We start from the raw sequence: 23990 nt of genomic DNA on the forward strand, positions 1-23990 counted from the left end.
CCATGACCGCCACAAACCTAAGAACCAACACCGTTGAAACACCCGCCATCGAGAGTGAATCGGCCATTTCATCCATCAAGGCCTTTTTTCGCACCCCTGCGGCTGGTGCTTTCATGGGGTTCGTGGCTGTATTCATCCTTTTTGCTATGTTCGGATATAGCCGCAACTTTTTGTCCGTGGCCGGTGTAACTACGTGGGTGAACTTCGCGTCACTCATAGGAATGATTGCAATTCCGGTCGGGTTCCTGATGATTGCCGGTGAACTCGATATTTCAACCGGTGCGGTACTTCCCGCCTCCACGATGACAGTTGCTATTGTCTGCGAGCACTATCAGATGCCTGTGCTTGTCGGTGTAGCTGCAGCGCTTGCCATCGGTGCACTGATCGGCTTCATCAATGGATACATCGTAACCCACACGCGCGTGCCGTCGTTCATCGTGACGTTGGCGACGCTCTTTGCAGTGGCAGGCCTTACGCTCTACCTGTCGATCTTCTTCATCAACAACACCAATTCCTTCTATCATGCGCCAGATTGGGCTAAATCGCTCTTCGGCGGGAAGGTGTATGGCTTCAATTCTTCCGTCTTCTGGTGGGGTGGGTTTGTCGCAGCATTCGTCTTCTTTCTGCATTACTCTCCCAAGGGAAGCTGGGTCTTTGCTCTTGGTGGAGACCAGGAAAGCGCGAGAAACGCAGGTATTCCTGTAACCAGAATGAAGATTGCACTCTTCATGCTGTGTTCCATGTCGGCGACCTTTGCTGGCGTCCTTCAGGTGATGACATTCAGCTCCGCAACGTCTCAGGCCAATTTTGGCCTAATCTTCAACACCATTATCGCCGTGGTCGTAGGTGGCGTTCTCCTCACGGGTGGTTTTGGTACTGTAATGGGCATTGTCTTCGGGGTGCTCACCCTTTCCATTGTTACCCAAGCTATTGGTTTCACAGAGATCGACAGAAACCTGTCTTTCCTAATTATCGGTGTCATGCTTTTGATCGCTGTCCTGCTCAATGACACGTTTCGTCATTTGGCCACCAGCTGGTCGACGTTCAAGAAGAAATAGGGAGAGCGGCAATGTCCGACAAGAAACCCGTTCTCGAGTTTCGAAACGTCGACAAATCGTTCGGCCATATTGATGTTCTGAACGATATCAACCTCAAGGTCGGTGAAGGTGAAGTGCTCTGCCTGCTTGGCGACAACGGCGCGGGTAAGTCGACGCTCATCAAAACGCTGTCTGGTGTCTATCAGCCGACGCGTGGCGAAATTCTGATGGATGGTCAGCCCGCACTGTTCTCCAGTCCCCGTGAGGCTCAGGAACGCGGGATAGCTACGGTTCACCAATTCGGTGGGACATATCCATTGATGTCCATAGGACGTAACTTTTTCATGGGTTCGGAGCCGACAAAGGGTTGGGGACCGTTCAAATTTTTCGACCGCAAAACCGCCGCCCGGGTGGCAGTTGCAGAGATTCAGAAAATGGGGATCACACGCATCACCGACGGTAATCGTTTGGTCGGTGGCCTTTCCGGAGGGGAACGCCAGTCGCTCGCGATTGCCCGTGCTGTCTATTTCGGAGCTCGTGTTCTCATTCTTGACGAGCCGACGGCAGCCCTCGGCGTCAAGCAGGCTGCTCACGTACTGCGTATCGTCAATGAAGCTAAGCGTCGTGGCCTGGCGGTCATTTTCATCACCCATCAGGTGATGCATGCCATGGCAGTGGGCGATCACTTCACAGTGCTCATTCGTGGTGCAATTGCAGCTGACTTCCGCAAGGGGGAAAAGACACGCGAGCAGATCGCTGATCTGATGGCCGGTGGTGAATCCATGGCGAGTCTCGAAGCCTCTATTGAAGGCTATATGGAGACCCATGACGGTCTTCCGCCACCCCCCGCTCACTGAGTGAATATGGGCATAGCCGCCAGGTAGCGGAATTTGTTGAATGGAAAGCGGTTGGGCTTTGGCCAACCGAACGCAAGGAGTTTGTCCAATGGTGCGTGTAGCAGTCATTGGTGCAGGGCTGATGGGCGCTGACCACGCCAGGATCGTCGTAGAGGAAATGCCGGGCGCGAGCCTTCAGGTGGTCTGCGACATGGATGAAGTCCGCGCACGCAAGGTGGCCGATGCCCATGGTGCGGCAGACGTTGCAAGTAATCCGGAAGCCGTGATTGCCCGTGCCGATGTGGATGCGGTGATCGTCGCGAGCCCGGACTTCACGCATGCGCCGCTGTCACTCGCCTGCATCAGCGCGGGCAAGAAGGTGCTCTGCGAAAAGCCCCTATCGCAGTCCCCGGCAGAATGCCTCTTGGTCATGCAGGCCGAACAGGAATCTGGTCAAAAGTTCGTCCAGCTCGGCTTCATGCGGCGCTACGACCAGTCCTATGTCGAGATGAAAGAGGCAATTGAAAATGGCACGCTGGGCCGAGCCCTGATGATGCACAACTTCCACCGCAATGTGGAAACGCCAGCCTCCGACTTCACCGGCGCCATGGCAATCACCAATTCCGCCCCGCATGAGTTCGACGTCGTGCGCCATCTACTTGGCACCGAATATGCCTGGATCTCTGCCTTCCAGCCGAAGCGCTCTGATCGACGCGTCGCGCCGGTCTTCATGGTGCTCGAAACCGTCGATGGCCAGCTCGTCAACATCGAGATCAACAACAACGCTGCGTATGGCTACGACGTTCGTGCCGAACTCGTGGGCGAGCAGGCGAGCATTTCCATGAGCCATGTCGCTTATACCCATCTCGAACGCTCGCTTGGCGTCCACACCGGCTACGATGCCGATTGGCGGACCCGCTATTTCGATGCCTATCGCCGCCAGAACCGCGCCTTCCTACGCTTCGTCGACACAGACGTGTTTCCCGACATCGCATCGAGCTGCTGGGATGGCTATGCCGCAGCCGTTACCGCCGAGGCAGGCGTAACGGCACTCGCTTCCGGGCAAAAGCACCGCGTCACTATGATTTCCAAGCCGGAGTTCTACGCATGAAACTGGGTTTCGTATCCGACAGCCTCGGCGGCATGCCGCTCGAAGACCTTCTCGACAATGCTGTCCGTATGGGCGTCTCCGGTATAGAGGTCAACACCTGCGGCTGGTCGACCGCACCGCATTTCGATCTCAGGTCCATGGTAGGTAACATGGCCGCGCAGAAGGACTTCCTTAGGGGCTTTTCAGATCGTGGGCTTGAGGTGATCAGCCTCAATGCCAATGGCAACCCGCTTCACCCAACCGATCCGGCCCAGGGCGAAGGTCTGAAGAACACCATCCGGGTCGCAGGCGAGATGGGCATCAGGACGGTCTGCACCATGTCTGGCCTGCCTGCGGGCAATCCGTCCGATACCATGCCAAATTGGGTCGTCTCTTCCTGGCCCCCGGAAACGCAGGGGATCCTCAAATATCAGTGGGAAGAAAAACTCTTCCCGTTCTGGACCGAGATCGTGGCGCTGGCAAATGAATGCGGCGTGGAAAAGATTGCGCTCGAACTGCATGGAAACCAGTGCGTTTACAACGTGCCGTCGCTCCTGAAACTCCGCCAGCAGGTGGGCCCGATCGTCGGTGCAAACCTCGACCCCTCGCATCTGTTCTGGATGGGGGCCGATCCGCTGATAGCAGCCGAGGCGTTGGGTGAGGCCGTCTATCACGTCCACGCCAAGGACACATTCCTAAACGCCCCGAAGCAGGCGGTGACAAGCCTCCTCGAAAACGGCAGTCTTACCGATGTTCCGGCCCGCTCCTGGTCCTACATCACGCTCGGCTTCGGCCACGGCGAGAAATGGTGGCGGCAGTTCTGCTATTGCCTGAAAATGGCTGGTTACGATGGCTGGCTCTCCATCGAGCATGAGGACGTGCTTCTCAATTCGCTCGAAGGACTCGAAAAATCCGTGGCCCTTCTCAAGGATGTCATGCCGGTTGCACCGGCCGATTTCAAACTCCAGGAAATCTAAGATGACCTTCCAACTTGCCGTTTGCGCCGAAATGCTCTGGCGCGACAAGCCAATCGAATGGCGGGCGAGCCGCCTGAAGGAGATGGGCTTCGGCGTCGGCCTTTGGAACTGGCCCGGCTGGAATCTTGATGCGCTTGAAAAAACCGGTGCCACCTTCACGATCATGAATGGCTATCTCGAAGGTCGCCTCACCGATGCAGAAGGTTGTGAGATGCTTCTGGCGTGATCGCGAGCATGCCTCGCACATCAGTGTGGGCATCCAAGATAGCGCGCAACAAGCCACCACTCCCGCCTTCAATGTCCACTACGATCCCGGCACCAGAGAAGTCGTAGGCTGCTGCCACCGCCGCATGACGATCGTCGGGGCTGTGCCGCATGAACTCGTCGAAAACGGCGCCCTGCTCGGGATTGGCCTTGAGATACTCGAAGTTTGGCATACCGAAGGTCGCCTCGAATGCAGGCTCCCCCGTCACGATCGTGTGGTGCAGGTTGCTCCAGGCGGCCCAGGTACTCGGCAGGCTCCAGTAGAGCGCTGCGTAGTGGAGGGTCGGTGATGCGTCGCTTCTCAGGCATACCGATTGGTGTGTCTGGGTTACTCTGCCCGCATCATCAACGGCGCCGAAGGCAGCGAGAGCCCGGCACAAACGCAGCAACATCTCAGGATGGGCACCGCTGTCCGCCCCGAATGTGCAGCGCAACTTCCGCAAATGGTTCAACGGCCAGTGTCACCCCCGAAATCCAACCCGGACGATAGCCCGATTGACGGTCCGCGTCATTCCGAAAGCGGACTGTCCGCCACGGGCCAATTGCAGCATTTTCCACTTTGAGGCGAAATAATTCTCAACTATGGTCAGCCACGCTTAAGGCATGGGGGATTGCCGATGGTTTTGTCACGCAGGGGTGTCGTGATTGGTGGCCTGGCGCTGGTCGCGGCCAGTGCAACCGGCACTGTTGTTCAAGCCGCAGCGGCAAAATCCTTTTTTGCCGGTACCGCCACCGACAACAATTTTGTCTATCGCAAGACCAACTTTGCCAAGATCGACAAGAGATGGCATCGCCAGATTGTCAAGTATTTCAGCAGCGAGCCGGTCGGCACCGTCGTGGTCGATACCCGCCACCATTTCCTCTACCTCATCATGGAAAACAAGACCGCCATCCGCTACGGCGTCGGCGTCGGCAAGGAGGGCTTCAAATGGTACGGCCGCGCGACGATCGACCGCCGCGCGCTGTGGCCGCAATGGGTCCCGCCCCCCGAAATGCGTAAGCGCAGGCCGGAGCTACCGCCCATGATCGAAGGCGGCGCGCCCAATAATCCGCTCGGGCCGCGCGCGCTCTATCTGTACCGCGACGGCGCCGACATCGGCTACCGCCTGCATGGCACGCTGGAGCCATGGAGCATCGGCACCGACGCTTCCAGCGGCTGCATCCGCATGTTCCCGGAAGACATCATCGACCTCTACCAGCGTTGCCCGATCGGCACCGCGGTGGAGGTCCTGCCGCACATCGCCGACCAGGCGCCCCCTTCCACCACTGTCGAATGATGGCGCATCATGAACCGCATGATTGAAAACGCTTGCCGGCTGCTCGCTGCCAGCCTGCTGGTGCTGGCCGCATCCTGCTCGACCAGCAACACGCTGGCCCCGCCCACGCCCGACGTCACCAACGCCGAGATTGCCGGCTTCCAGAACGTGCAGCCGGGCAGCGAGGAGGATTTTATCCTCAATGTCGGCCGCCGCACCTATTTCACGAAAGGTTCGGCCGCGCTCGATTCTGTCGCCAAGACCACCCTCGACACCCAGATCGCCTGGTTGTCAAAGTATCCGCGCTGGCTGCTCAAGCTGCAGGGTTTCGCCGACGATCCCGGCGCAAGCGAAACAGCGCTGTCGCAGCAGCGCGCCGATGCAGTGATGAACTACCTCGCCGCCGGCGGCATTGACCGCAACCGCATGTGGGCCAAGGGCTACGGCAAGGACAGGCTCGTCCGCGACTGCCCCGACAACGCCTGCAGGTCGCAGAACCGCCGCGTTGTGTCCAATCTACGCGATGAGAGGGACGACTCCTAGGAGGCTGCTGTTTTGCTTGTCACCAAATCAGAGCCTCACAACGCGATGGAATTGGCCCGTCTTAGCACTCCTGCCCGTATCATCCGCCGCCGCCCGCCTTGGCTTCCGGCATAACTTGCAGCAACGGTTGCGGTGATACTGCGATCTCTCCCGTAAAGGGCCGGTCGTGGGCAAGAATCAAGAGAACGGATGCCGCCACGCCGGTCGCAAAACTTCCAAGAGCGATCGCCGATGCCATTCGGTTATCACTATGAACGATCGCGATCGCGAGAAGAGCACAGAAGGCTTGCAGGATCAGGCAGGCCCACTTAGTAGGGTTGACCTGTGCCGAGCTGACGAGAACCCGCTGGCGACGCGCCTCGAAGGCGTCTTCAAGCCACCTCGTAATCTCGCGCTGCGCGATCTCCTGGCCGGGATTGCTTGGCGTCAAAGCCAGCGTCGTCCGCAGCGCCTCGTTAAGCGCCGGCGGAATTATGGTGAGGGTCGCCGCGCTCTCGGCCATCAGCGGCCACTCCTGGCTCGTCGTTTCCTCGATATAGCTGCGCACCAGCGTCCGTAGGCGCGCCTCGGGCTCCCCGGGAAAGCTGCTCGCCAGAAGCACGACCGACCGCAACGCACTGGCCTCGCGATTGACTGCCGCATTGGCGCGATCGTTGTCGCTCCAGACCTGAGCGGCGGTGAACGCCACAAACAGGCCAAAGATGATACCGAGCGGCGGCAACATGCCAGGCGAAAGCGCCTTGAACGACCGCGCCGTGGAGCCCGCTGACAGAGCGGCGATGACTTGGTGCAAGATGAACGCGACGACATAGGTGGCCCCGAACACGACGACAGTCATCCAGGCGAGTGGAAGAGTATGCAACCAGCCACTCATAGTAGCGCCTGCCCCATCCTGAGAATTCGTCGTCAGCGTTTGTAAGGCCGTCGTTCCACTCGTGGCAATGCCACTGTGTTCCATCGTGTCAACAAAACTCTATGCACGTGCAATCGGCTGACAACCGGCGTGCTTACGCCGCGAAGTCGAAGCGGCAATGGTCGTGCCGGCCATCGCAGGCGCAATAGCTCTCCTCGCATTCCACTGCTGTCGGATCCACGATGCCGAGCAGGAATGAGAAAGCGCCAGTGATAAAACCTTCGAACATGTAGCAGACGCGCTGTCCGCGCTGCTGCCCGGCTTCGAGCGCGAAGATCGAATTCCTCAGGCTGATGCTGCCGCGGCGGCCGGCGATATCCAGCACGTCAATCGAGAACTGGCCCCAGCCGCGTTGCGACAGGCGCTGGAAATAGTGGCGGAACGTCGCCTCGGGATCGAGACCCTTGCCGCGCACCTGCGCCTCACACCATTCGATGGCCGATTTCGCCGTCGATGCGCGCAGGATGACGCGATAGGCCTCGCGGCCGAGGGCTGCCTCGACCGCGAGATGGTTGTTCACCAGAAAATGCCTGGGCAGATAGACCATCGGCAGCCCGTCGGTCCGCCAGATGCCGCTCTCGTCGTCGACATCGATCGGAACCGCGGGCTGCATGATGGCTGCCGATTAAGCCGCTTGCCGCTGCGAAGCGAACGAGGCCGACTGGTCCTTGTAGAGCTCGCCATCCTTCATGATGACGATGAGGTTCTTCTCATGCACCATCATGTCGAGATCCTTCAGCGGATCGCCATTGACCAGCAGAAGGTCCGCGATGAAGCCTTCCTTGACCATGCCGAGTTCGTCGCCGAGGCTCATCACCTGGCCGCCAAGCCGTGTGCCGCATTGCAGCGCTTCGCTGGGCGAATAGCCCAAGAGGTCGACGAAGTGTTTTAGATCCCGCGCGTTGGTGCCTTGCGGCGTCTGCGCGAAACCATAGTCGCCGCCGATCAGCGCGCGCACGCCGCGCTTGCGCAGTTCGGTGTAGACCTTGCGGCTGTCGTCGAGGATGCGCTGCATGCCGAACTTCACCGCCATCTCATGGGTGAAGCCGAAGGGCTCGCCCTCGTAGAGCGTGCCGTAGATGATGCCGATGGCCGGGCCGACGAAGATGCGGTCCTTGGCCGATTCCAGCGCATCGAGCGCTTCCTCGTCAGCGGATTCGCAGTGGTAGATGACGTCGACGCCGCACTTGACCGCGCGCTTGACCGAACCGGCGGCGCGGGCATGGCAGTTGATCTTCTTGCCGAAGTCACGCGCCACCGACACCGCCGTCATCACTTCGGCCTCGCTCATGACGGTGAGGCCGCCATGTGCGGCGGGGCTGAGATCGTCGCCCGAAATGTTGATCTTGATGTTGTCGGCGCCTTCGCGGCAGCACAGCCGCACCGCCTTGGTGATCTCCTCGACGCCATCGGCGATCATGCCGAAGCTCTCGTGATACATATGCTGCTGGCGCTCGTCGCCGAGGCCGCCGGTGACCGTGATCTCCGGGCTGCCGGCGCGCATGCGCGGTCCCGGCAGACGGCCGGCATTGATCTCGTTGCGGATGACGATGTCGAGCCTGAGCTTCGAGGTCGCGGCGCTGTAGGCGCTGGTGAAGCCATGGTCGAGCAAGGTCTTGGCGTTGCGCATGGTGAGCAGCAGATGCTCCTCGGGCGGGATCAGGCCGAGATCGGAATCCTTGATCGCGCCACCGAAGGAAATGTGAGCATGGCCTTCAACAAGGCCCGGCATCAGCGTCATGCCGCGGCATTCGACCGTCGTTGCGCCCTCGCCCGACAATTGTCCTGGCGTACGCGCAATGGTGACAATGCGGCCATTGTCGACCAGCAGATCGGCCGGAAAGGCATCGGCGCCGGTGCCGTCCCAGATCATGGCATTTCGAAACATCACTCTTGTCATGACATCGTCCTTTCGCGTTTGGCGGGTTACTGATTGACGGCTTGCCGGGCGGCGACATCGTCGGCCACGACATTGGACAGGATGCCGACGCCTTCGAGCTCGATCTCGCAGACATCGCCATGCTTCATGAACAGCTGCGGCTTGCGCGCCATGCCAACACCGGCCGGCGTGCCGGTGACGAGAATGTCGCCGGGCTCCAGCGTGATCGCTTCGCTGATGATCGAGATCAGCGATGCCACGTCGAAGATCATGTCGTTGGTCGAGGCGTTCTGGACGACCTCGCCATTGAGCCGCGTCTGGATGCGCAGGCCCTTGCCGCCCGGCGGCAACTCGTCCGCCGTCACGAAGATCGGCCCGAACGAACCGGTGCCGTCGAAATTCTTGCCGACGGTCCACTGCGGCGACTTGGTCTGGAAGTCACGGATCGAGGCGTCATTGAAGATGGAATAGCCGGCCACATGGCTCAGCGCTCTATCTGGCGCGATGTGGCGGCCGGCCTTGCCGATGATTGCCACCATCTCGCCTTCATAGTCGAGCTGGATCGAGGCTTCCGGCCGGCGGATCGCCGCGCCATGCCCGATCAGGCTGGTCGAGAAACGGGCGAACAAGGTCGGATAGGCCGGCGGCGTAAAACCGCTTTCGATCGAGTGGTCGACATAGTTAAGGCCGACGCAGATGATCTTGCCCGGGGTCGCGATCGGCGGCAGCCATTCGACCGTCTTCGCATCGATCTTGCGACCGCAGGCCAGCTTCTCGCCGGCGGCGTAGAGCGCTTGCCCGCCTTCGGCGATCAGTTCGTCCAGCCAGCCCGGAAACATCGCATCGCTTGCGTCGATGCCGCGAAACTCGCCTGCCGGCAAGGCGATCGCCAGCCCAGGTCCCCGCGACGATTTATAAGCTGCAAATCGCACTGGCCATATCCTCGTTGGTGAAGGCTGGACTTTGTTGAGAAATTATATATCTGTCAACAGAGAATATATTATTTTGCATTCTGATTTCTGGCTGAGATAATGTATCAAGACTCCTCAATGGACGGATTCGGCCGCGGGCAAGCGAATGGCTAGGGAAGGCTCGATCAATCTCACCCAGGGCGCGTATGAGGATCTGCGCGCCGACCTGTTGTCGTGCCGGATCGCGCCGGGCAGCCGGCTCAAGGTCCAGGAGCTCTGCGACCGGCTGTCCGTCAGCCTCGGCGCCATCCGCGAGGCGCTGTCGCGGCTGACCTCGGAAGGCCTGGTCGTGGCCGAGCCGCAGCGCGGCTTCCGCGCTGCCCCCATCTCGGCCGAGGACCTGCTCGACCTCACCAAGACGCGCATCCAGATCGAGACGCTGTGCATTCGCCGGGCCATCGAGGTCGGCGATGTCGCCTGGGAATCGCAATTGGTCGCCGCGCTCCACCGGCTGTCGCGCACGCCCGAGCACACGCCCGACGATCCGGTGCATTCGAGCGACGAATGGGCGACCGCGCACGCGGCCTTCCACAAGGCGCTGGTGGCCGGCTGCGACAGCCACTGGCTGCTGCGCCTGCGCGACCAGCTTTACGACCAGAGCGAGCGCTATCGCCGCCGCTCGGTCTCGCTGGCGCCAAAGGCCCGCAACATCACCAAGGAACATCAGGACCTCGCCACTGCCGTGCTCGACCGCAATGCCGACAAGGCCGCCGAATTGCTGGCGGCGCACCTGGCCGTCACCACCGACATCCTGCTGGCGGCGGAGGCCTCCGACCTCTCAGCGCCCAAGACCAAGGTGCGGGCGTAGCGCTTCATTTTCGAACTCCTCCGGAGGAAACAAAACGCCGCCCGTCGAGCGGCGTTTTGCTGTCGGCTTACTGGCGCAGATTGGTCCAGATCCGGTCATAGGCACGGATCGCCTTCTCGTCGCATGACGGTGCGAACGAGATCTTCAGGTCCGCCGGCGGATTGAACTCCGGCGAGCCGCCAATGTCGGCCGCCAGGAACTTGTTGGAGCCGGCGATCGCGCTCTGGTAGCCGGTGTATTTTTGCTGCAGCGCGATGTTTTCGGGATCCATCAGGAAGTTGAGAAACTTCTTGGCGTTCTCGACATTGGGCGCGCTGGTCGGCACCGCGACATTGTCCATCCAGCCGACGACGCCCTCCTTGGGATAGACGTATTTGACCGTCGATTTCTGCTGCCGTGTCGCCAGCGCCTTGCCCGACCATTGCTCATGCATGACCGTTTCGCCGGCGACCTGGCGCTCGACGATGCCGTCGGAATTGTAGACTTTGACGAAGGGCTTCTGCGCTTCGAGCAACGCGTTCAGTTCCTTCAGATCAGCCGGATTGCTGTTGCACTGGTCCTTGCCGAGATAGACCAGCGCCAGCGACATGACCTCGGTCGGCGAGCCGAACATGCCGACCTTGCCCTTCAGTTCTGCCGGCGGATCGAACAGCGGCTTCAGGCTGTCGGTCGGCCCTTTGTAGATGGCGGTGTCGACGGAATAGGAGGTCGTGCCCCACACCCATGGCACCGTATATTTCGCATCCGGATCCCAGGGCCGATGCTGCCATTTCGCATCCACGTTTTTGAAGTTCGGCATCGCGCCTGCATCGACTTCCTGGAACAGCTTCTGTTTGACGAAGATCGGCACGAAGTCGTTGCTGATGATCATCACGTCATAGCCGGCAGCGCCCGAGCTCAGCTTGGCCAGCGCCGTCTCGTTGGAATCGTAGGTGTCGATGGTGACCTTGATCCCGGTCTCGGCCTCGAACTTCTTGATCATCTCGTCCGACGTGTAGTCGGTCCAGTTGTAGATGTGCAGCTCGCCGGCATCGGCGAGTGCCGTGGTGGTGATCGCGCCGAGCATGGCGGCGGCAAGCGCTATCCTCGAAAGTCCTTCTTTCCATTTGGTCACGGTCGTTCTCCTCTGGTCTGTTTTCTTGTTTTCTAGGCAAATCTGTTGCGTCGCCCGACGAGCAGGGCCGCCGCGACGAAGACGATGGAAACGGCAAGCAGGATGGTGGAGATGGCGTTGACCTCCGGCGTCACGCCAAGCCGCATCATGCCGTAGATGTAGACAGGCAGCGTGGTCGATCCGGCGCTCGACACCATCATCGAGATCAGGAAATCGTCGAGCGAAACGACGAAGGCCATGATGGCGCCGGCCGAGATCGCAGGCAGCAGCAGGGGCAGCGTGACGCGGTGAAACAGCCGCCACTCATCGGCATAGAGATCGCGCCCCGCCTCCTCCAGCGTGCCGCCCATGTCGCGCAGCCGCGCCTGGATCGGCAGCAGCGCGAACGGGATGCAAAAGACGGTGTGGGCGATCATCAGGTTGATCAGCCCGTGATGCATGCCGAGCCCTGAGAAGAAGATCAGTGTGGTGATCGCCACGACGATCTCCGGCACCACCAGCGGCATCGCGATCAGCGCTGTCGCCGCACCGCGCCCGAAGCGCAGCCGGCCGCGCTCCAGCGCGAGCGCGCCGGCCGTGGCGATGGCCGTTGACGCTATGGTCGCGACAATGGCGACGATGACACTGTTGTAGGCGGCGTCGCGGATCGCGCCATTGTTGGCGACGGCGACGAACCATTTGAAGCTGAAGCCGGCCCACACCGTGACCAACCGGCTCGAATTGAAGGCATAGATCACCAGGATCAGCAGCGGCGCGTAGAAGAACAGGAAGATCAGCGCGGTGTAGGCCGACAGGCCGGGCGTATGTCGCCAGTCGAAAGGCTTGGCGCCATTCATCGCCGGTCCTCCTGTACCCGGCGCGAACGGATGACGAAGACGGTCAGCACCACGACCGTCACGACGGTCGAAAGGGCGGCGCCAAACGGCCAGTTGCGCGATGAGGTGAACTGCATCTGGATCAGGCTGCCGATCAGCAGCTTCTTGCCCCCGCCGAGCAGGTCTGGGGCCAGGAACGAACCGAGCGCCGGTGCGAACACCAGCGTGGCGCCGGCCAATGCGCCGGGCCTTGCCAGGGGCCAGACGATACGCCGGAAGACGGCGGCGCGGCTGGCATAGAGATCGTGCGCCGCCTCGATCAGCCGGGGATCGATGCGCTCCAGCGTCGAATAGATCGGCAGTACCATGAAGGGCAGGAAAGTGTAGACGAGGCCGAGCAGGATCGAGCCGTCATTGTAGAGCAGCGGCAGCGGATCGGAGATGATGCCGGCATGGCGCAGCGCACCATTCGCCAGCCCTTCGTCACGCAGGATCAGGATCCAGCAATAGGTTCGGATCAGCGTGTTGATCCAGAATGGCAACGTGACCGCGAACAAAAGGATCCGCCGCCGTTCCGGCGTCTGGCAGACAATGTACCAGGCAACCGGCAGGCCAAGCACGAGGCAGATGAGAGTGGTGGCGATGGCGAGATAGATCGAGCGCAGGATGATCAGCGCATAGCTCGGCGAAAACACCAGGCTGTCGTCGAAATCGCGCTGGTAGAGAAACTGCAGATAGGCATCGAAGGTAGCCGGCGCCGTGACGCCGCCATAGGGGTTGGCGGTCATGAAGGAATAGCCGACCGCCAGCAACAGCGGCAGCACCATGAAGATGCCGATGACCAGCATGGCCGGGGCGATCAGGAGCCAGGTGCGGTTCGGACCCATCTCAGCTCGCCAGCTCGCGTTCGACGCCGCGCGCCCAGTCGACGACGACCCTGTCGCCTGTCGAAAGTGCTGCACCGCCGCGCGAGCGCGAATGCAGCTTGGCCCCCTCCTCCAGCACCACTTCGTAGAGCGTGTCTGAGCCGAGGAAAGTGATGGCCGAGACCGCGCCCGTCGCATGTCCCTTGGCGCCGTCCGATGCCGGCGACACCACGATGTGTTCGGGACGCACGACGATGGTCTTTGCCGGATCGCGGCCAAGCGCGGCACCCGGCAAAAGATTGGACTCGCCGATGAAGTCGGCGACAAAACGGTCCTGCGGATTGTCGTAGATGTCACGCGGCGTGCCGACCTGCAGCACGTCGCCGCTGCGCATCACCGCGATGCGGTCGGACATGGCCAGCGCCTCTTCCTGGTCATGGGTGACCAGCACGAAGGTGATGCCGGTCTCGCGCTGCAGCCGCTTCAACTCGCTCTGCATGCCCTTGCGCAGTTTGAGGTCGAGCGCCGACAGCGGCTCGTCGAGCAGAAGCACGCTGGGCTTGGGGGCAAGTGCGCGCGCAACCGCGACGCGCTGCTGCTGGCCGCCCGACAATTGCGCCGGACGGCGCGTGGCGAAGCCTTCCAGCCGCACCATCTCCAGCGCTTCCTTGACGCGTTCGTCGATCACGGCTTTTGGCGCGTTCTGCATTTGCAGCCCGAACGCGACATTTTCGGCCACGCTCATATGCGGAAACAGCGCGTAGCTCTGGAAAACCGTGTTGACCGGCCGCTTCTGCGGTGGCAGCGCGGCGACATCGCTACCGGCGATGCGAATGGCGCCGGAGCTCGGCGCCTCGAAGCCGGCAATCAGGCGCAACAGGGTTGTCTTGCCGCAGCCCGACGGCCCCAGCAGCGTGAAGAATTCATTGTCGTAGATTTCGAGGCTGACTTCCTTCAGCGCGTGGACGGGATCGGTATCCCTGGTCACGAAGGACTTTGACACGCTGTGGATGTCGATCATGACCGGCACATTCCTGGACTGCGTTTGAGATGGCCGGAAGGCCATCACGGTCGTCTGGCGCCGCACCTAAAAATTCGCTCCAAAATTATATTTGTCAAAGGATAATATATTGTTTTTGCAGTTCGACACGCGAATGTGTGGCGGACACCGTTCTGACCTGCTCCGGAACCCTTTGCGCTCAGAGCACCTTGCCGCTTTCGGGGTCGAGCAGGTGCATGTGGCCCATGCCGAGCGACAGCGTCGCCATCTCGCCGGGCTTCGGCGTCGCAGCCGGATCGATGCGTGCCGTTGCCTCGGCGCCGGCGACCAGCACATGCAGCAGCGTCTCCATGCCCATCGGCTCGACCACCTCGACCGGCACCTTGATGTCGACGCTATCGGGCCGCTCGCGTTGCTCGGTGATGTGCTCGGGACGCAGGCCGAATTCGAGCTCGCGGCCGACATGGGCGGCATAGCGCGCGGCGCGGGACGCCGGCACGGCGAGCGAAGCGCCATCGCCGAGCACCACCGCCAGACGGTCGCCTCGCCCTTCCAGCCGGCATTTGAAGAAATTCATGCCGGGGCTGCCAATGAAGCCGGCGACGAAGCGGCTGGCCGGCTCATGATAAAGATCGTTGGGCGGCCCGATCTGTTCGATGCGGCCCTTGTTCATGACCACGACACGGTCGGCGAGCGTCATCGCCTCGACCTGGTCGTGGGTGACATAGACCGTGGTGGTGGCGACCATCTGGTGCAGTTTCTTGATCTCGGCGCGCATCTTGACCCGGAGCTTGGCGTCGAGATTGCTAAGCGGCTCGTCGAACAGGAACACTTTCGGCTGGCGCACCATGGCGCGGCCCATGGCGACGCGCTGGCGCTGGCCGCCGGAGAGCTGGTGCGGCTTGCGGTGAAGAAGCTCGCTTAGGTCGAGAATGTCGGCGACGCGCGCAATGCGTTGCTTCACCTCGGCATCCGCCACTTTGCGGATGCGCAGGCCAAACGCCATGTTCTGCGCCACCGTCATTTGCGGGTAGAGCGCATAGCTCTGGAACACCATGGCGATGTCGCGGTCGCGGGCCTGGACGTTGTTGACGAGCTTGCCGCCGATAAGGATCTCGCCGCAGCTTGGCCGGTCCAGCCCCGCCACCATGCGCAGCGTCGTCGACTTGCCGCAGCCGGAGGGGCCGACGAGGACGACGAACTCGCCCTCGGCAATGTCGAGGTCGATATCGTGCACGACCTTCAGGTTCTGAAAACTCTTGGAAATCTTGCGCAGTTCGACATCGGCCATGGCGCTATTCCTTTGCCGTCAGCGCAAACATATCGAGCGCCAGAGCAGCCGTGCCGATCACGCCGGCGTCGTTGCCATGCTCGGCCGCCACGATCACCGGGGGACGACCGGGCTTGAGCAGGACGAAATCCCGGACGTTCTTGGCAATGCGGTCGGTGAAGAACGGGCCGGCCAGCGACAGGCCGCCACCGATGATCGCCGCCTCGATGTTGAGCATGTTCGACATGATGCCGATCATCTGGCCAAGCCAGCGCGTAACTTCGTCGACAACCTGCAGGGCAATCGCATCGCCGCCCTTGGCGAGATCGACGACGGTCTCGGCATCCTTTGCGTCGGTGTCCGGCTTGAGCTGGCGGTACCGGTTGACCAGCGCCCGGGCGCTGGCGAGGTTCTCGACCATGCCAGGCACCGGATCGGCAATGTCGGTGCGGGCCGGGTCGAGCGAGATGCAGCCGAACTGCGGCGGCAGTCCGTCCGGACCATCGATGACCTTGCGATCGATCACCATGGACCCGCCGATGCCGGTGCCGAGCGTCAGCAGCGCAAAGCGCGAGAACGGACGCCCGGCGCCATGGCGCATTTCGCCATGGGTGGCGCTGACGGCGTCGTTGCGGACAACGGCCGGCACGCCGAAGCGGATGGAAAACAGTTTCGACAGCGATCCCTTGAGCAGCGCGGGGATCGCCGGGCAACGGCCGTTCAGCATGCCGGTCTCGGGATTGGGCGTGCCCGGCACACCGATGCCGATGGCCGCGATGTCGGGATAAGCTTTTCTCAGCGTCTCGGTCGCTTCTGTGACCAGATGGACGAAATCCGCGAACTCGATATCGCGGTGTACAGGCACCGCATCCCGCGCGAGCACCTTACCTGAACCGTCGACGACGCCGAGCTTGACCAAGCTGCCGCCAATGTCGATTCCAACAGCGGTAACCATCACGCCTCCTTGCGGATGCGCACGTTGAGCCGCCGTCCGAGGTTGGGGTAGATCATCTTGTCGGGATCGATGCCGCGCGCGATCGCCAGCTCGCAGCCATACCATTGCAGCGGCATCGGCGCCCAACTTCCGGCGAGCCATTGCTGCTCAGGTGCGGTCGGCCAGCTCACCGCCAGGTCAAAGCGGGTCGGATGTCCCGAGAGGTTGAGGACGACGGTGCGCGGCCCAAGCTCGGCCAGCGCTTCACCAAGATTGGCCGCGACCTTCGCCTCGCTCTCGGTCTGCGCGATTGCGATCACCAGGCTGTTGTTCGTCGTGCCGTAGACATGGCCGTGCAAGGCCTCTTCGGTGTCGAAGGCAGAGGTCGGCACGCCGCTGATCTCGGCGATCTTGAGCGACGCTTCGAGCGCAGTGCCGAGATGCGTCGCCTGGCCGGCGACCAGGATGTAGTCGGGAACGCCGAAGCGGGTGACCAGATCCTTCGCCGCAGCCAGACCGGTTTCGGCTGTCTGCTCCAGTTGCGCGAGCAGGCCCGACACATCGACCTTCTTGCCGGCGAGCTTTGCCGCAACCGCCAGCACCGAGATGACCGTGGCGGTGTAGCCCATGGTCTTGGGGCCGACCGTCTCAGGGCCGATCGGCATGACGATGATCTCGGCGCCGGTTGCGGTAATCAGGCTGCCGGCCTCGCCGGTGACGACGAGCGTTGGAAACCCAAGCTCCACCGACAGGCGCACTGCCTCGATCGTGGTGATGCTCATGCCGGACTGCGACGCCGCCAGAACCAGCGTGCGCTGGTCCGATGCCTTGGGCGGCAGGCGCAGGAAGGCTTCCGGCTCCTTGGCGATGACCGATGCGCCCGTGCCCTCTTCCAGCGCCTCGGCACCGGCCAGAAGCGCATTCATCGACGAGCCGGTGCCGAGCAGCACGATCCGCTGAGGCGCCTGGCGCAGGCTCGCAAAACCGTCGAGCTCCGCGCCGATCGCGGCGGGCAGGCTGGTGAGCGTCGCGGGCTGCCGCCGGATGTATTTGCCTATCTGCATTTCAATGTTCCATCAGTTCGAAATGTCGGAAATTACTTGCTGTAGCCCTTGCTCAGGCCGCTGATGAATTGCCGCGAGAACAGGGTGAACAGCAGCACCAGCGGCACCGCGCCGAGCGTCAGTGCGGCAAGCAGCGCCGGATAGTCGTTCATGAACTGGCCGACGAATTGCTGCACGCCGAGCGTCACCGTCTGGTTCTGCCGGCTTGGCGCCAGGATCAGAGGAAACCATAGGTCGTTCCACACCGGCAGCATCGTGAGTGCTGCAACCGCGGCGAGGCCCGGCCTGACCAGCGGCAGCACGATCCAGAAGGTGCGCAGCTCGCTGGCACCATCCATGCGCGCCGCTTCCTTGAGATCGGTCGGCACGGTACGGAAATAGGTGACCATCAGCGTCACCGCGATCGGGATGCTCATGGCGGTGTAGACGAGGATGAGTGCCGCCAGCGTGTCCATCAGCCGCCAGGCGAGCATCATCTGGATCAGCGGAATTGTGCCGAGCCGGATCGGCAGCATGATGCCAAGCACGAACAGGCCACCGAGCAGCGACGCCAGCCGCACCCGGTATTCAACCAGCGCGAAGGCGGCGAGTGTCGACAGCACCACGGTGAGTCCGATCGTCGTCACCGTGACGATCAGGCTGTTGCGGTAGTTGATGATGAAATTGCCGCGGGTGAACACCCGCTTGTAGCCTTCGAGGCTGAAGGTCTTGGCCGTTGGCAGATCGAACGGCCCGCCAAAAATCGCCGGCGTCGTCTTCAGCGAATTGATGATGACGATCAGCACCGGCCCGATGGCGAGCAGCACAAAGACGATCAGCAGCGCATGCACGATGATGCGCTCGGCGGTCCAGTGTTCGCGGTCATGGCGGCGGCGGGTGGCGGGTATTATGAGGTCCTGGGCGCTCATCTCAGCTCCTAGACCGAATAGGATTTCAGGCGGCGCTGGATCAGCCAGAAATAGGCTGCGGTGACCAGCAAGACGGTGAGGAAGATGACCGTTGCGACCGCGCTACCCAGATCGAGATCGGCAAGCTGTCCGCTCGAGCCGAAGAAGGTGCGGTAGAAATAGGTGCCGAGAATGTCGGTGCTGTAGTTCGGACCGGGCGCTGAGCCGTTGAGCGCGAACACCAGGTCGAAGCCGTTGAACGTCCAGATATAGGTGAGTATCGCGATCAGCCCGAACTGCGGCGCAATCAGTGGGAACTTGATCTTCCAGAAGGTCGTCCAGCCATTGGCGCCATCGATGTTGGCGGCTTCGACCAGCTCGTTAGGCACCGCCAGCAGGGCGCTGTAGAGGAACACCATCGGGATGCCGAAATACTGCCAGACCGACATCAGCGATATGGTGGTGAGGGCGGTCGATTCCGTGCCCAGCAACGGGAAGCCGACCAGTCCCCAGAGTGGGTTGATGATCAGCCGCCAGACAAAGCCGACAATGACCACCGACAGCGTCGCCGGGATGAACAGCAGCGTCCGATAAATGCCTTCCGAACGCGCCAGTTTGCCGGACGTCAGCAGCGCCGCCAAAAGCAAGCCCATCGGTACTTCGACGATCAGATGGATGGCGAAATACTGCATGTTGTTGATGAGCGCATTCCAGAAGCGGGCGCTGATGGTTGGGTGGGTGAACAGCCGCTCGTAATTGGCGAAGCCGACAAAGACGTCACCCGCGCCGCCGCTGGTCTGGAAAAAGCTCATGACGATCGAGGTCGCCAGCGGCAGCACGGCAAAGACCAGATAGACGGCCAGCGCCGGCAGCACGAACAGCAGCAGGTTTCGATAAGCGGCAGCGGGAGATATCAACGGAAAACCTCATCTTCACGCCGACCGTCATGGCCGGCGTGCCGTCAGGCTTGCGCATGCCCCGCCAACTGGCAAGGCATGCGCTAAGCAGAGCCGGATTACTTCTTCTGCGGTCCGTACCAGGAGGCGAGGCCTGCCTGGAGTTCGGTCGCAACCTGCTGCGGCGTGACGTCGGACTTGGTGAACATCACCTGCAGCAGGCGCCAGGTCTCGTCGTCGAGCGGCGGCGTGCCGGCGCTGAGCCGGTCCAGCGCCAGGCGCGGCGTCAGCTCGGCGCCCTTCTTCAGATCGGCAAAATCCTGCGCCAGCTTGTTCTTGTAGGTCACCGGCTTCGAACTCATGGCAAAGAAGCCAGGGGCGGCGTTGACATAGAGTTCCTGGAATTCAGGTCCGGCGACCCAGTCGAGGAAGGTCTTTGCCGCATCCTTGTGCGCGCTCTTGGCGTTGATGCCGATGCCCATGTCGGGCATTTCCTGGAGATAGCGCTTGTCGCCAGCCTTCGGCACCGGCGGGCCGAAGACGCCGATGTTGAGACCGGTCGAGGTCGCCTGGTTGATGTCCCATGAACCATCGGGAAGGATGGCCGCTTTGCCGAGCGTGAACAGCTGCGTCATGTCGGCATAGTTCAGGCTCTCCTGCCCGGCCGGCAGGAACGGCTTCCAGGCTTCGAAGGCGGCGATGGCGTCGACGAATTCAGGATCCGTCAGCTTCTTCTTGCCGTCGATCAGGCCAAGCCGACCCTCCTCGCCTTTCCAGTAGGCCGGGCCGATGGAGTAGAGGCCGTTATAGGCGAGCTGCCAGGATTCGGCCGAACCATAGGCGAGCGGCGTGTAGCGGCCGTCCTTCTTGATTGCCGTGAGCACGTCGATGAATTCGGCGCTGGTGGTCGGCACCTTGAGGCCCAGCTCCTTGAAGATGTCGGCGTTGTAGTAGAAGCCGGCGAGCACCGCGGCGACCGGCAGGCAGTAGGTCTTGTCGTCGGCGCCGGTCCAGGCCGCGCGGGACGTCTTGTCGAAGTTTTCCAGGCCCGCCAAGCCGTCAAGCGACTCGAAATAGCCGCGCTTGATCCATTCGCGGTTCACGTCGAACGGTCGGCAGGTGATCAGGTCGCCACCGGCGCCGCCTTCGATCTGCGACTGGACGGCGGCATTGTATTCATTGGTGTTGATCGGCGCGAACTCGACCTTGATGTCGGGGTGCTTGGCCTCGAAGGCCGGCAGGATGGTGTCCTGCCACACGGCGATATCCTCGGTGCGCCAGCTGCTCAAGGTGATGGTGACCGGGTCGGCAAACGCGGCGCCGACACCCCCTGAAAACATCACGCCAAGCGTCGCCGCCAGCGGGATCGATACACGTATGGAACGCATTGTCCTGCTCTCCCTCAAGATGGTGCCTCGTGTGGATTCACGATTTTGCACTGTTGCCTCGGACCATACCTACTGATACATCTTGTGACAAGTGGTATTGTGTTGTCTTTTCCAATCAAGAAGCCGTGTTCGCCTCGGGCACAGCCAAATTGATGGCAAGAAATCTGGGAGGATTTGAATGATTGGAGTTGGAATTCTGGGTTCGGGCTTCATCGCCGAGACCTATGCGGACTCGATTCTCGACGTGCGCAACGCCGAACTGGTCGCCTGCTCGTCGCGCAGCTTCGAGCGCGCCACGGCCTTCGCAAAGAAGTGGGGTCCCAAAGTCACCGCCCACAAAGACATCGACGCGCTGTGCGCCGATCCTAAAGTCGAGCTGGTGGTCATCGCCCTGCCCAACGAAATCCATCTCGAAGCTGTCAGGACCGCAGCGAAACACGGCAAGGCCGTCATCTGCACCAAGCCCTTGGCCCGCACCGGCAAGGAAGCGCAGGAAATCCTCGACATCGTCAAGCGCGCCGGCATCTGGCACGGCTATGCCGAATGCGCGGTCTTCTCCCCCAACATCGCCAAGGCCCACCAGATGATCCAGGCCGGCGGCATCGGCAATCTCTTGACCATGCGCGCCCGCGAGGCGCATTCCGGCCCGCACGCGCCGCATTTCTGGAATGCCGAACTCGCCGGCGGTGGCGCCCTGCTCGACATGGGCTGCCACACAGTCGAAAGCGCCCGTCACTTCTTCGGCAAGGACAATAAGATCACCGAAGTATTCGCGTGGGGCGCGACGCTGGTCCACGGTGACAAGACGTCAGGGGAAGACACCGCGATCGCATTGTTGAAATTTGCCGGCGGCCAGCTTGCCACCATCGAATCCTCATGGATCGAAAAAGGCGGCATGCAGCTTCGCCACGAACTGGTCGGCTCGGCCGGCCGCATCGTCACCGACACGTCGGTCGGTCCGGTCTGGGGTTTCATCGAGAAGCCGGTCGGCTATCTCGTCGAGAAGGCCGATGCCGAAACCGGCTGGGTCTATCCGGTGCCCGAGGAAACCCGCGCCTATGGTTTCTCGCAGCAGATGCGCCATTTCGTCGACCATTTCGCGGCCGGGACGACGCCGCTGGAAACCTTCGAGGACGGCGTTATCGTCAACCACATAATTGACGCCTGCTACCGTTCGATGCGAACGGGCGTATGGGAAAAGATCAAGGGGTGACCGTGATGGAGGGCTCGCCACTGCAGTCGGACGGACCCGAACCACTCTGGCGGCAGGCCGCCGATGCGATCCTGCAGGAGATCGCCTCAGGCAAGCTCGCTTCGGGCGCGCGCCTGCCGGCCGAGCGCGACCTGTTCACGCGCATGTCGATATCGAGGGTGACCTTGCGCCGGGCCTTGCAGAGCCTGGTCGAGGAAGGCGTGCTGACGCCCTCCCACGGGCGCGGCTGGTATGTCTCGGCCAAGGTGCCGAAGGAGTTCCCCAACACGCTGGAATCGTTCAGCGAGACCGCCAGGCGCCTCGGCCTGACGCCCTCCTCCAACGTGCTGCGCGCCGAACAGGCGCCGGCCTCGCTGGACGAAGCCGAGGAGCTGTCGATCGCGCCGGGTGCTGCGCTGTTTCACCTCGAGCGCATCCGCCGTCTCGATCAGGTCCCGGTCGCTGTCGACACCTCGTTCTTTGCCGCAAGCCTCGTTCCCGATCTCAGCCGCGTCGACTTCAGCAACGCGTCGCTGTTCGGCTTGCTGATCGATGCCGGTGTCGATCTGGCGCGCGCCGAAACCACGATCGAGGCGCATGACGCCGATCCCGTTCTGGCGCGGCACCTCGACATCGATGTCGGCAAATCGACCCTGGTGATGCGCCAGCTCATCGTCGACACCGCCGGCCGGCCGCTGCTGTCCTCCACCATCCGCTACGCCGGCGACCGCTACCGCCTGCGCACGTCATTTTCGCGCACAGGCAGACCGACGGGCCGCAATCCCTGAACCAGACAAGCGACCTCGCCCACCGCCGCGCATCGGTATTGTGCTTGACTATGCCGCCCGCGCCATCCGCTGGACGCGAACGGACCAGAGCATTTCCGGGAAAAGTGTGAAACGCTTTTCCCGCGAAAAGCGTGTGGCGCTTTCCCCGAGCAATTGCCTCGAAATCAAAGAGATGGGGCGGTTTCAACGTGTGTGTTGAACGATTGACCGCTCTAGGTCTTTTGTCCGGGTTGGCATGGCTGGACACGTGCGGCTAAGGCTGGAAATGTGATTGCGTCTTCGCTGCCGGGGGGCTGGCCGGAGGACGAGGAGGATGGCGCTGAACTTCGAATATATTGTCGGCCATCCGGCGCTGCATCGTCATGTCCAGGCGCAGTCGAAGGCGCTGCTGCACATCTATGAAACAAGCCCGCGCCTGGCCGCCGTATTCGCCACGCAACAGCGTTGGCTGCTGGCTCACACTGGCCTTGCCCTGCATTTCGCCCGTGACCCGCGCGATCCCCGCACGGAACTTACCCTCGCCCGCTTCATCGATGCCGTGCTTCACTATTCCGTCGCCAGCCGCAACACGGCCGAGGCCTTCATCAAGGAGATGCTGCACTATCACATCATCGAATATTTGCCGCACACCGGTGACGGGCGCGCTCACCCGTTTCAGGTGACGCCGGCGACACTGAAGGAATTCGATGGCTGGGTGTTTGCGCATCTGCGCACACTCGACGGCCTCGACGGCGGCAATCGCCTCGCTTCGTTTCTCGAGCAGCCCGGCATGATTGCCAGGCTGCAGCCGCTGGTGGCGGAAGGCCTGCTTTCCTCCAACCCGGTGCGGGAGCCCAAGCAGACCTTCTCGCTGTTCATCTGGCTCAACAATGGCGGCATCGTCATGGATCGGCTGATGTCCGGTATCGACCCTGCCCATGCTGGCCTCGACCAGATCCCGACCAGCGTGGTTTCGATCGGCGAATTCGCCAGTTGGCTAAAACTGTCGCGCACCCACCTGGCGCGCAAATTGCGCGACGCCGAAAAGCTCGGCAGCATCGGCTGGATGGGCGGGCGCGGGCATTCGGTGATGTGGGTCTCGAACAGCTTCTATCAGGAATACATGACCGTGCAGGCCGCCAAGCTTGCGGTCATCGATGCCGCTTTCGAAGCCTGTCGCCCGATGCAGAAGGCTGGCTGAACCTCCACGCTCACAGGTAATC

The 23990-nt window shown here is 61.8% G+C and carries 25 protein-coding genes and 1 pseudogene; 11 read left to right on the top strand and 15 right to left on the bottom strand.

The features are described 5' to 3' along the window. Positions 1–2 precede the first annotated feature (2 nt). The 5 genes and pseudogenes from AC1DYC_RS14045 to AC1DYC_RS14065 form a co-directional block, all read left to right on the top strand. Entirely contained in the window at positions 3–1058 is a 1056-nt protein-coding gene (locus AC1DYC_RS14045) for an ABC transporter permease (RefSeq protein WP_477407132.1), read from the top strand. A gap of 11 nt (positions 1059–1069) precedes the next feature. Further along, positions 1070–1894, top strand: a complete 825-nt coding sequence (locus tag AC1DYC_RS14050) for an ATP-binding cassette domain-containing protein (protein WP_477407134.1) — start codon at positions 1070–1072, stop codon at positions 1892–1894. An 88-nt stretch (positions 1895–1982) separates the two neighbouring features. Further along, a complete protein-coding gene (locus AC1DYC_RS14055; protein WP_477407136.1) occupies positions 1983–2984 on the top strand; it encodes a Gfo/Idh/MocA family oxidoreductase in 1002 nt (333 codons plus the stop codon). After that, the gene (locus AC1DYC_RS14060) at positions 2981–3940 is read left to right on the top strand and encodes a sugar phosphate isomerase/epimerase family protein (protein ID WP_477407138.1); all 960 of its coding nucleotides are present in this window, start codon (positions 2981–2983) and stop codon (positions 3938–3940) included. Before AC1DYC_RS14055 ends, AC1DYC_RS14060 begins: the two co-directional genes overlap by 4 nt. A gap of 1 nt (position 3941) precedes the next feature. Continuing rightward, a pseudogene (locus AC1DYC_RS14065) lies at positions 3942–4160 on the top strand (hydroxypyruvate isomerase); the annotation flags it as partial. Here the strand turns inward: AC1DYC_RS14065 and AC1DYC_RS14070 are convergent. Further along, entirely contained in the window at positions 4129–4596 is a 468-nt protein-coding gene (locus tag AC1DYC_RS14070; RefSeq protein ID WP_477407139.1) for a methyltransferase, read from the bottom strand. The pseudogene AC1DYC_RS14065 and the gene AC1DYC_RS14070 sit on opposite strands and share 32 nt — an antisense overlap. 225 nt (positions 4597–4821) lie before the next feature. Here AC1DYC_RS14070 and AC1DYC_RS14075 point away from each other — a divergent pair, with 225 nt between their 5' ends. After that, positions 4822–5481 carry a L,D-transpeptidase gene (locus AC1DYC_RS14075; protein ID WP_477408302.1) on the top strand — a complete coding sequence of 220 codons (660 nt, stop codon included), beginning with the start codon at positions 4822–4824 and terminating at the stop codon, positions 5479–5481. Between the two features lie 9 nt (positions 5482–5490). Continuing rightward, the gene (locus AC1DYC_RS14080) at positions 5491–6003 is read left to right on the top strand and encodes an OmpA family protein (protein ID WP_477407141.1); all 513 of its coding nucleotides are present in this window, start codon (positions 5491–5493) and stop codon (positions 6001–6003) included. Positions 6004–6082: 79 nt separating this feature from the next. On the opposite strand, the gene AC1DYC_RS14085 is transcribed toward AC1DYC_RS14080, so the two are convergent. The 4 genes from AC1DYC_RS14085 to AC1DYC_RS14100 form a co-directional block, all read right to left on the bottom strand. Next, positions 6083–6877, bottom strand: coding sequence for a bestrophin-like domain (locus AC1DYC_RS14085; protein ID WP_477407143.1), 795 nt, complete (start codon positions 6875–6877; stop codon positions 6083–6085). Between the two features lie 133 nt (positions 6878–7010). After that, positions 7011–7529, bottom strand: coding sequence for a DUF5943 domain-containing protein (locus AC1DYC_RS14090; RefSeq protein ID WP_477407145.1), 519 nt, complete (start codon positions 7527–7529; stop codon positions 7011–7013). Positions 7530–7541: 12 nt separating this feature from the next. Further along, on the bottom strand, positions 7542–8816 hold the full coding sequence (locus AC1DYC_RS14095) for a metal-dependent hydrolase family protein (protein WP_477407147.1): 1275 nt from the start codon (positions 8814–8816) through the stop codon (positions 7542–7544). Positions 8817–8842: 26 nt separating this feature from the next. After that, positions 8843–9727 carry a fumarylacetoacetate hydrolase family protein gene (locus tag AC1DYC_RS14100; protein ID WP_477407149.1) on the bottom strand — a complete coding sequence of 295 codons (885 nt, stop codon included), beginning with the start codon at positions 9725–9727 and terminating at the stop codon, positions 8843–8845. Between the two features lie 145 nt (positions 9728–9872). Between AC1DYC_RS14100 and AC1DYC_RS14105 the strand changes: the two genes are divergently transcribed. Continuing rightward, the gene (locus tag AC1DYC_RS14105) at positions 9873–10574 is read left to right on the top strand and encodes a GntR family transcriptional regulator (protein ID WP_477407151.1); all 702 of its coding nucleotides are present in this window, start codon (positions 9873–9875) and stop codon (positions 10572–10574) included. A 67-nt stretch (positions 10575–10641) separates the two neighbouring features. Here the strand turns inward: AC1DYC_RS14105 and AC1DYC_RS14110 are convergent, their stop codons facing one another. From AC1DYC_RS14110 to AC1DYC_RS14155, 10 genes are all read right to left on the bottom strand, one after another. Next, on the bottom strand, positions 10642–11688 hold the full coding sequence (locus AC1DYC_RS14110; RefSeq protein ID WP_477407153.1) for an extracellular solute-binding protein: 1047 nt from the start codon (positions 11686–11688) through the stop codon (positions 10642–10644). A 32-nt stretch (positions 11689–11720) separates the two neighbouring features. After that, on the bottom strand, positions 11721–12524 hold the full coding sequence (locus AC1DYC_RS14115; protein ID WP_477407155.1) for an ABC transporter permease: 804 nt from the start codon (positions 12522–12524) through the stop codon (positions 11721–11723). Next, a complete protein-coding gene (locus AC1DYC_RS14120; protein ID WP_477407157.1) occupies positions 12521–13390 on the bottom strand; it encodes an ABC transporter permease in 870 nt (289 codons plus the stop codon). The genes AC1DYC_RS14115 and AC1DYC_RS14120 overlap by 4 nt, the downstream gene beginning before the upstream one ends. Before the next feature lies 1 nt (position 13391). Continuing rightward, complete coding sequence (locus AC1DYC_RS14125) at positions 13392–14390, bottom strand: ABC transporter ATP-binding protein (protein ID WP_477407159.1); 999 nt, start codon at positions 14388–14390, stop codon at positions 13392–13394. Positions 14391–14568: 178 nt separating this feature from the next. Then, positions 14569–15660 carry an ABC transporter ATP-binding protein gene (locus AC1DYC_RS14130; protein WP_477407161.1) on the bottom strand — a complete coding sequence of 364 codons (1092 nt, stop codon included), beginning with the start codon at positions 15658–15660 and terminating at the stop codon, positions 14569–14571. A gap of 4 nt (positions 15661–15664) precedes the next feature. After that, positions 15665–16594 carry an ROK family protein gene (locus tag AC1DYC_RS14135; protein WP_477407162.1) on the bottom strand — a complete coding sequence of 310 codons (930 nt, stop codon included), beginning with the start codon at positions 16592–16594 and terminating at the stop codon, positions 15665–15667. After that, positions 16594–17637 carry an SIS domain-containing protein gene (locus tag AC1DYC_RS14140; protein WP_477407164.1) on the bottom strand — a complete coding sequence of 348 codons (1044 nt, stop codon included), beginning with the start codon at positions 17635–17637 and terminating at the stop codon, positions 16594–16596. Before AC1DYC_RS14140 ends, AC1DYC_RS14135 begins: the two co-directional genes overlap by 1 nt. Before the next feature lie 32 nt (positions 17638–17669). Further along, the gene (locus tag AC1DYC_RS14145) at positions 17670–18545 is read right to left on the bottom strand and encodes a carbohydrate ABC transporter permease (RefSeq protein WP_352586353.1); all 876 of its coding nucleotides are present in this window, start codon (positions 18543–18545) and stop codon (positions 17670–17672) included. An 8-nt stretch (positions 18546–18553) separates the two neighbouring features. After that, a complete protein-coding gene (locus AC1DYC_RS14150; RefSeq protein WP_477407166.1) occupies positions 18554–19441 on the bottom strand; it encodes a carbohydrate ABC transporter permease in 888 nt (295 codons plus the stop codon). Positions 19442–19539: 98 nt separating this feature from the next. After that, positions 19540–20808, bottom strand: coding sequence for an ABC transporter substrate-binding protein (locus AC1DYC_RS14155; RefSeq protein ID WP_477407168.1), 1269 nt, complete (start codon positions 20806–20808; stop codon positions 19540–19542). Between the two features lie 178 nt (positions 20809–20986). Between AC1DYC_RS14155 and AC1DYC_RS14160 the strand changes: the two genes are divergently transcribed. From AC1DYC_RS14160 to AC1DYC_RS14170, 3 genes are all read left to right on the top strand, one after another. Continuing rightward, a complete protein-coding gene (locus AC1DYC_RS14160; RefSeq protein WP_477407170.1) occupies positions 20987–22021 on the top strand; it encodes a Gfo/Idh/MocA family protein in 1035 nt (344 codons plus the stop codon). 5 nt (positions 22022–22026) lie between these two features. Then, positions 22027–22788, top strand: coding sequence for a GntR family transcriptional regulator (locus tag AC1DYC_RS14165; RefSeq protein ID WP_477408304.1), 762 nt, complete (start codon positions 22027–22029; stop codon positions 22786–22788). 313 nt (positions 22789–23101) lie between these two features. Next, positions 23102–23968 carry a hypothetical protein gene (locus AC1DYC_RS14170; protein WP_477407172.1) on the top strand — a complete coding sequence of 289 codons (867 nt, stop codon included), beginning with the start codon at positions 23102–23104 and terminating at the stop codon, positions 23966–23968. Positions 23969–23990 lie beyond the last annotated feature (22 nt).

Source organism: Mesorhizobium sp. P2_E7 (assembly GCF_056403855.1).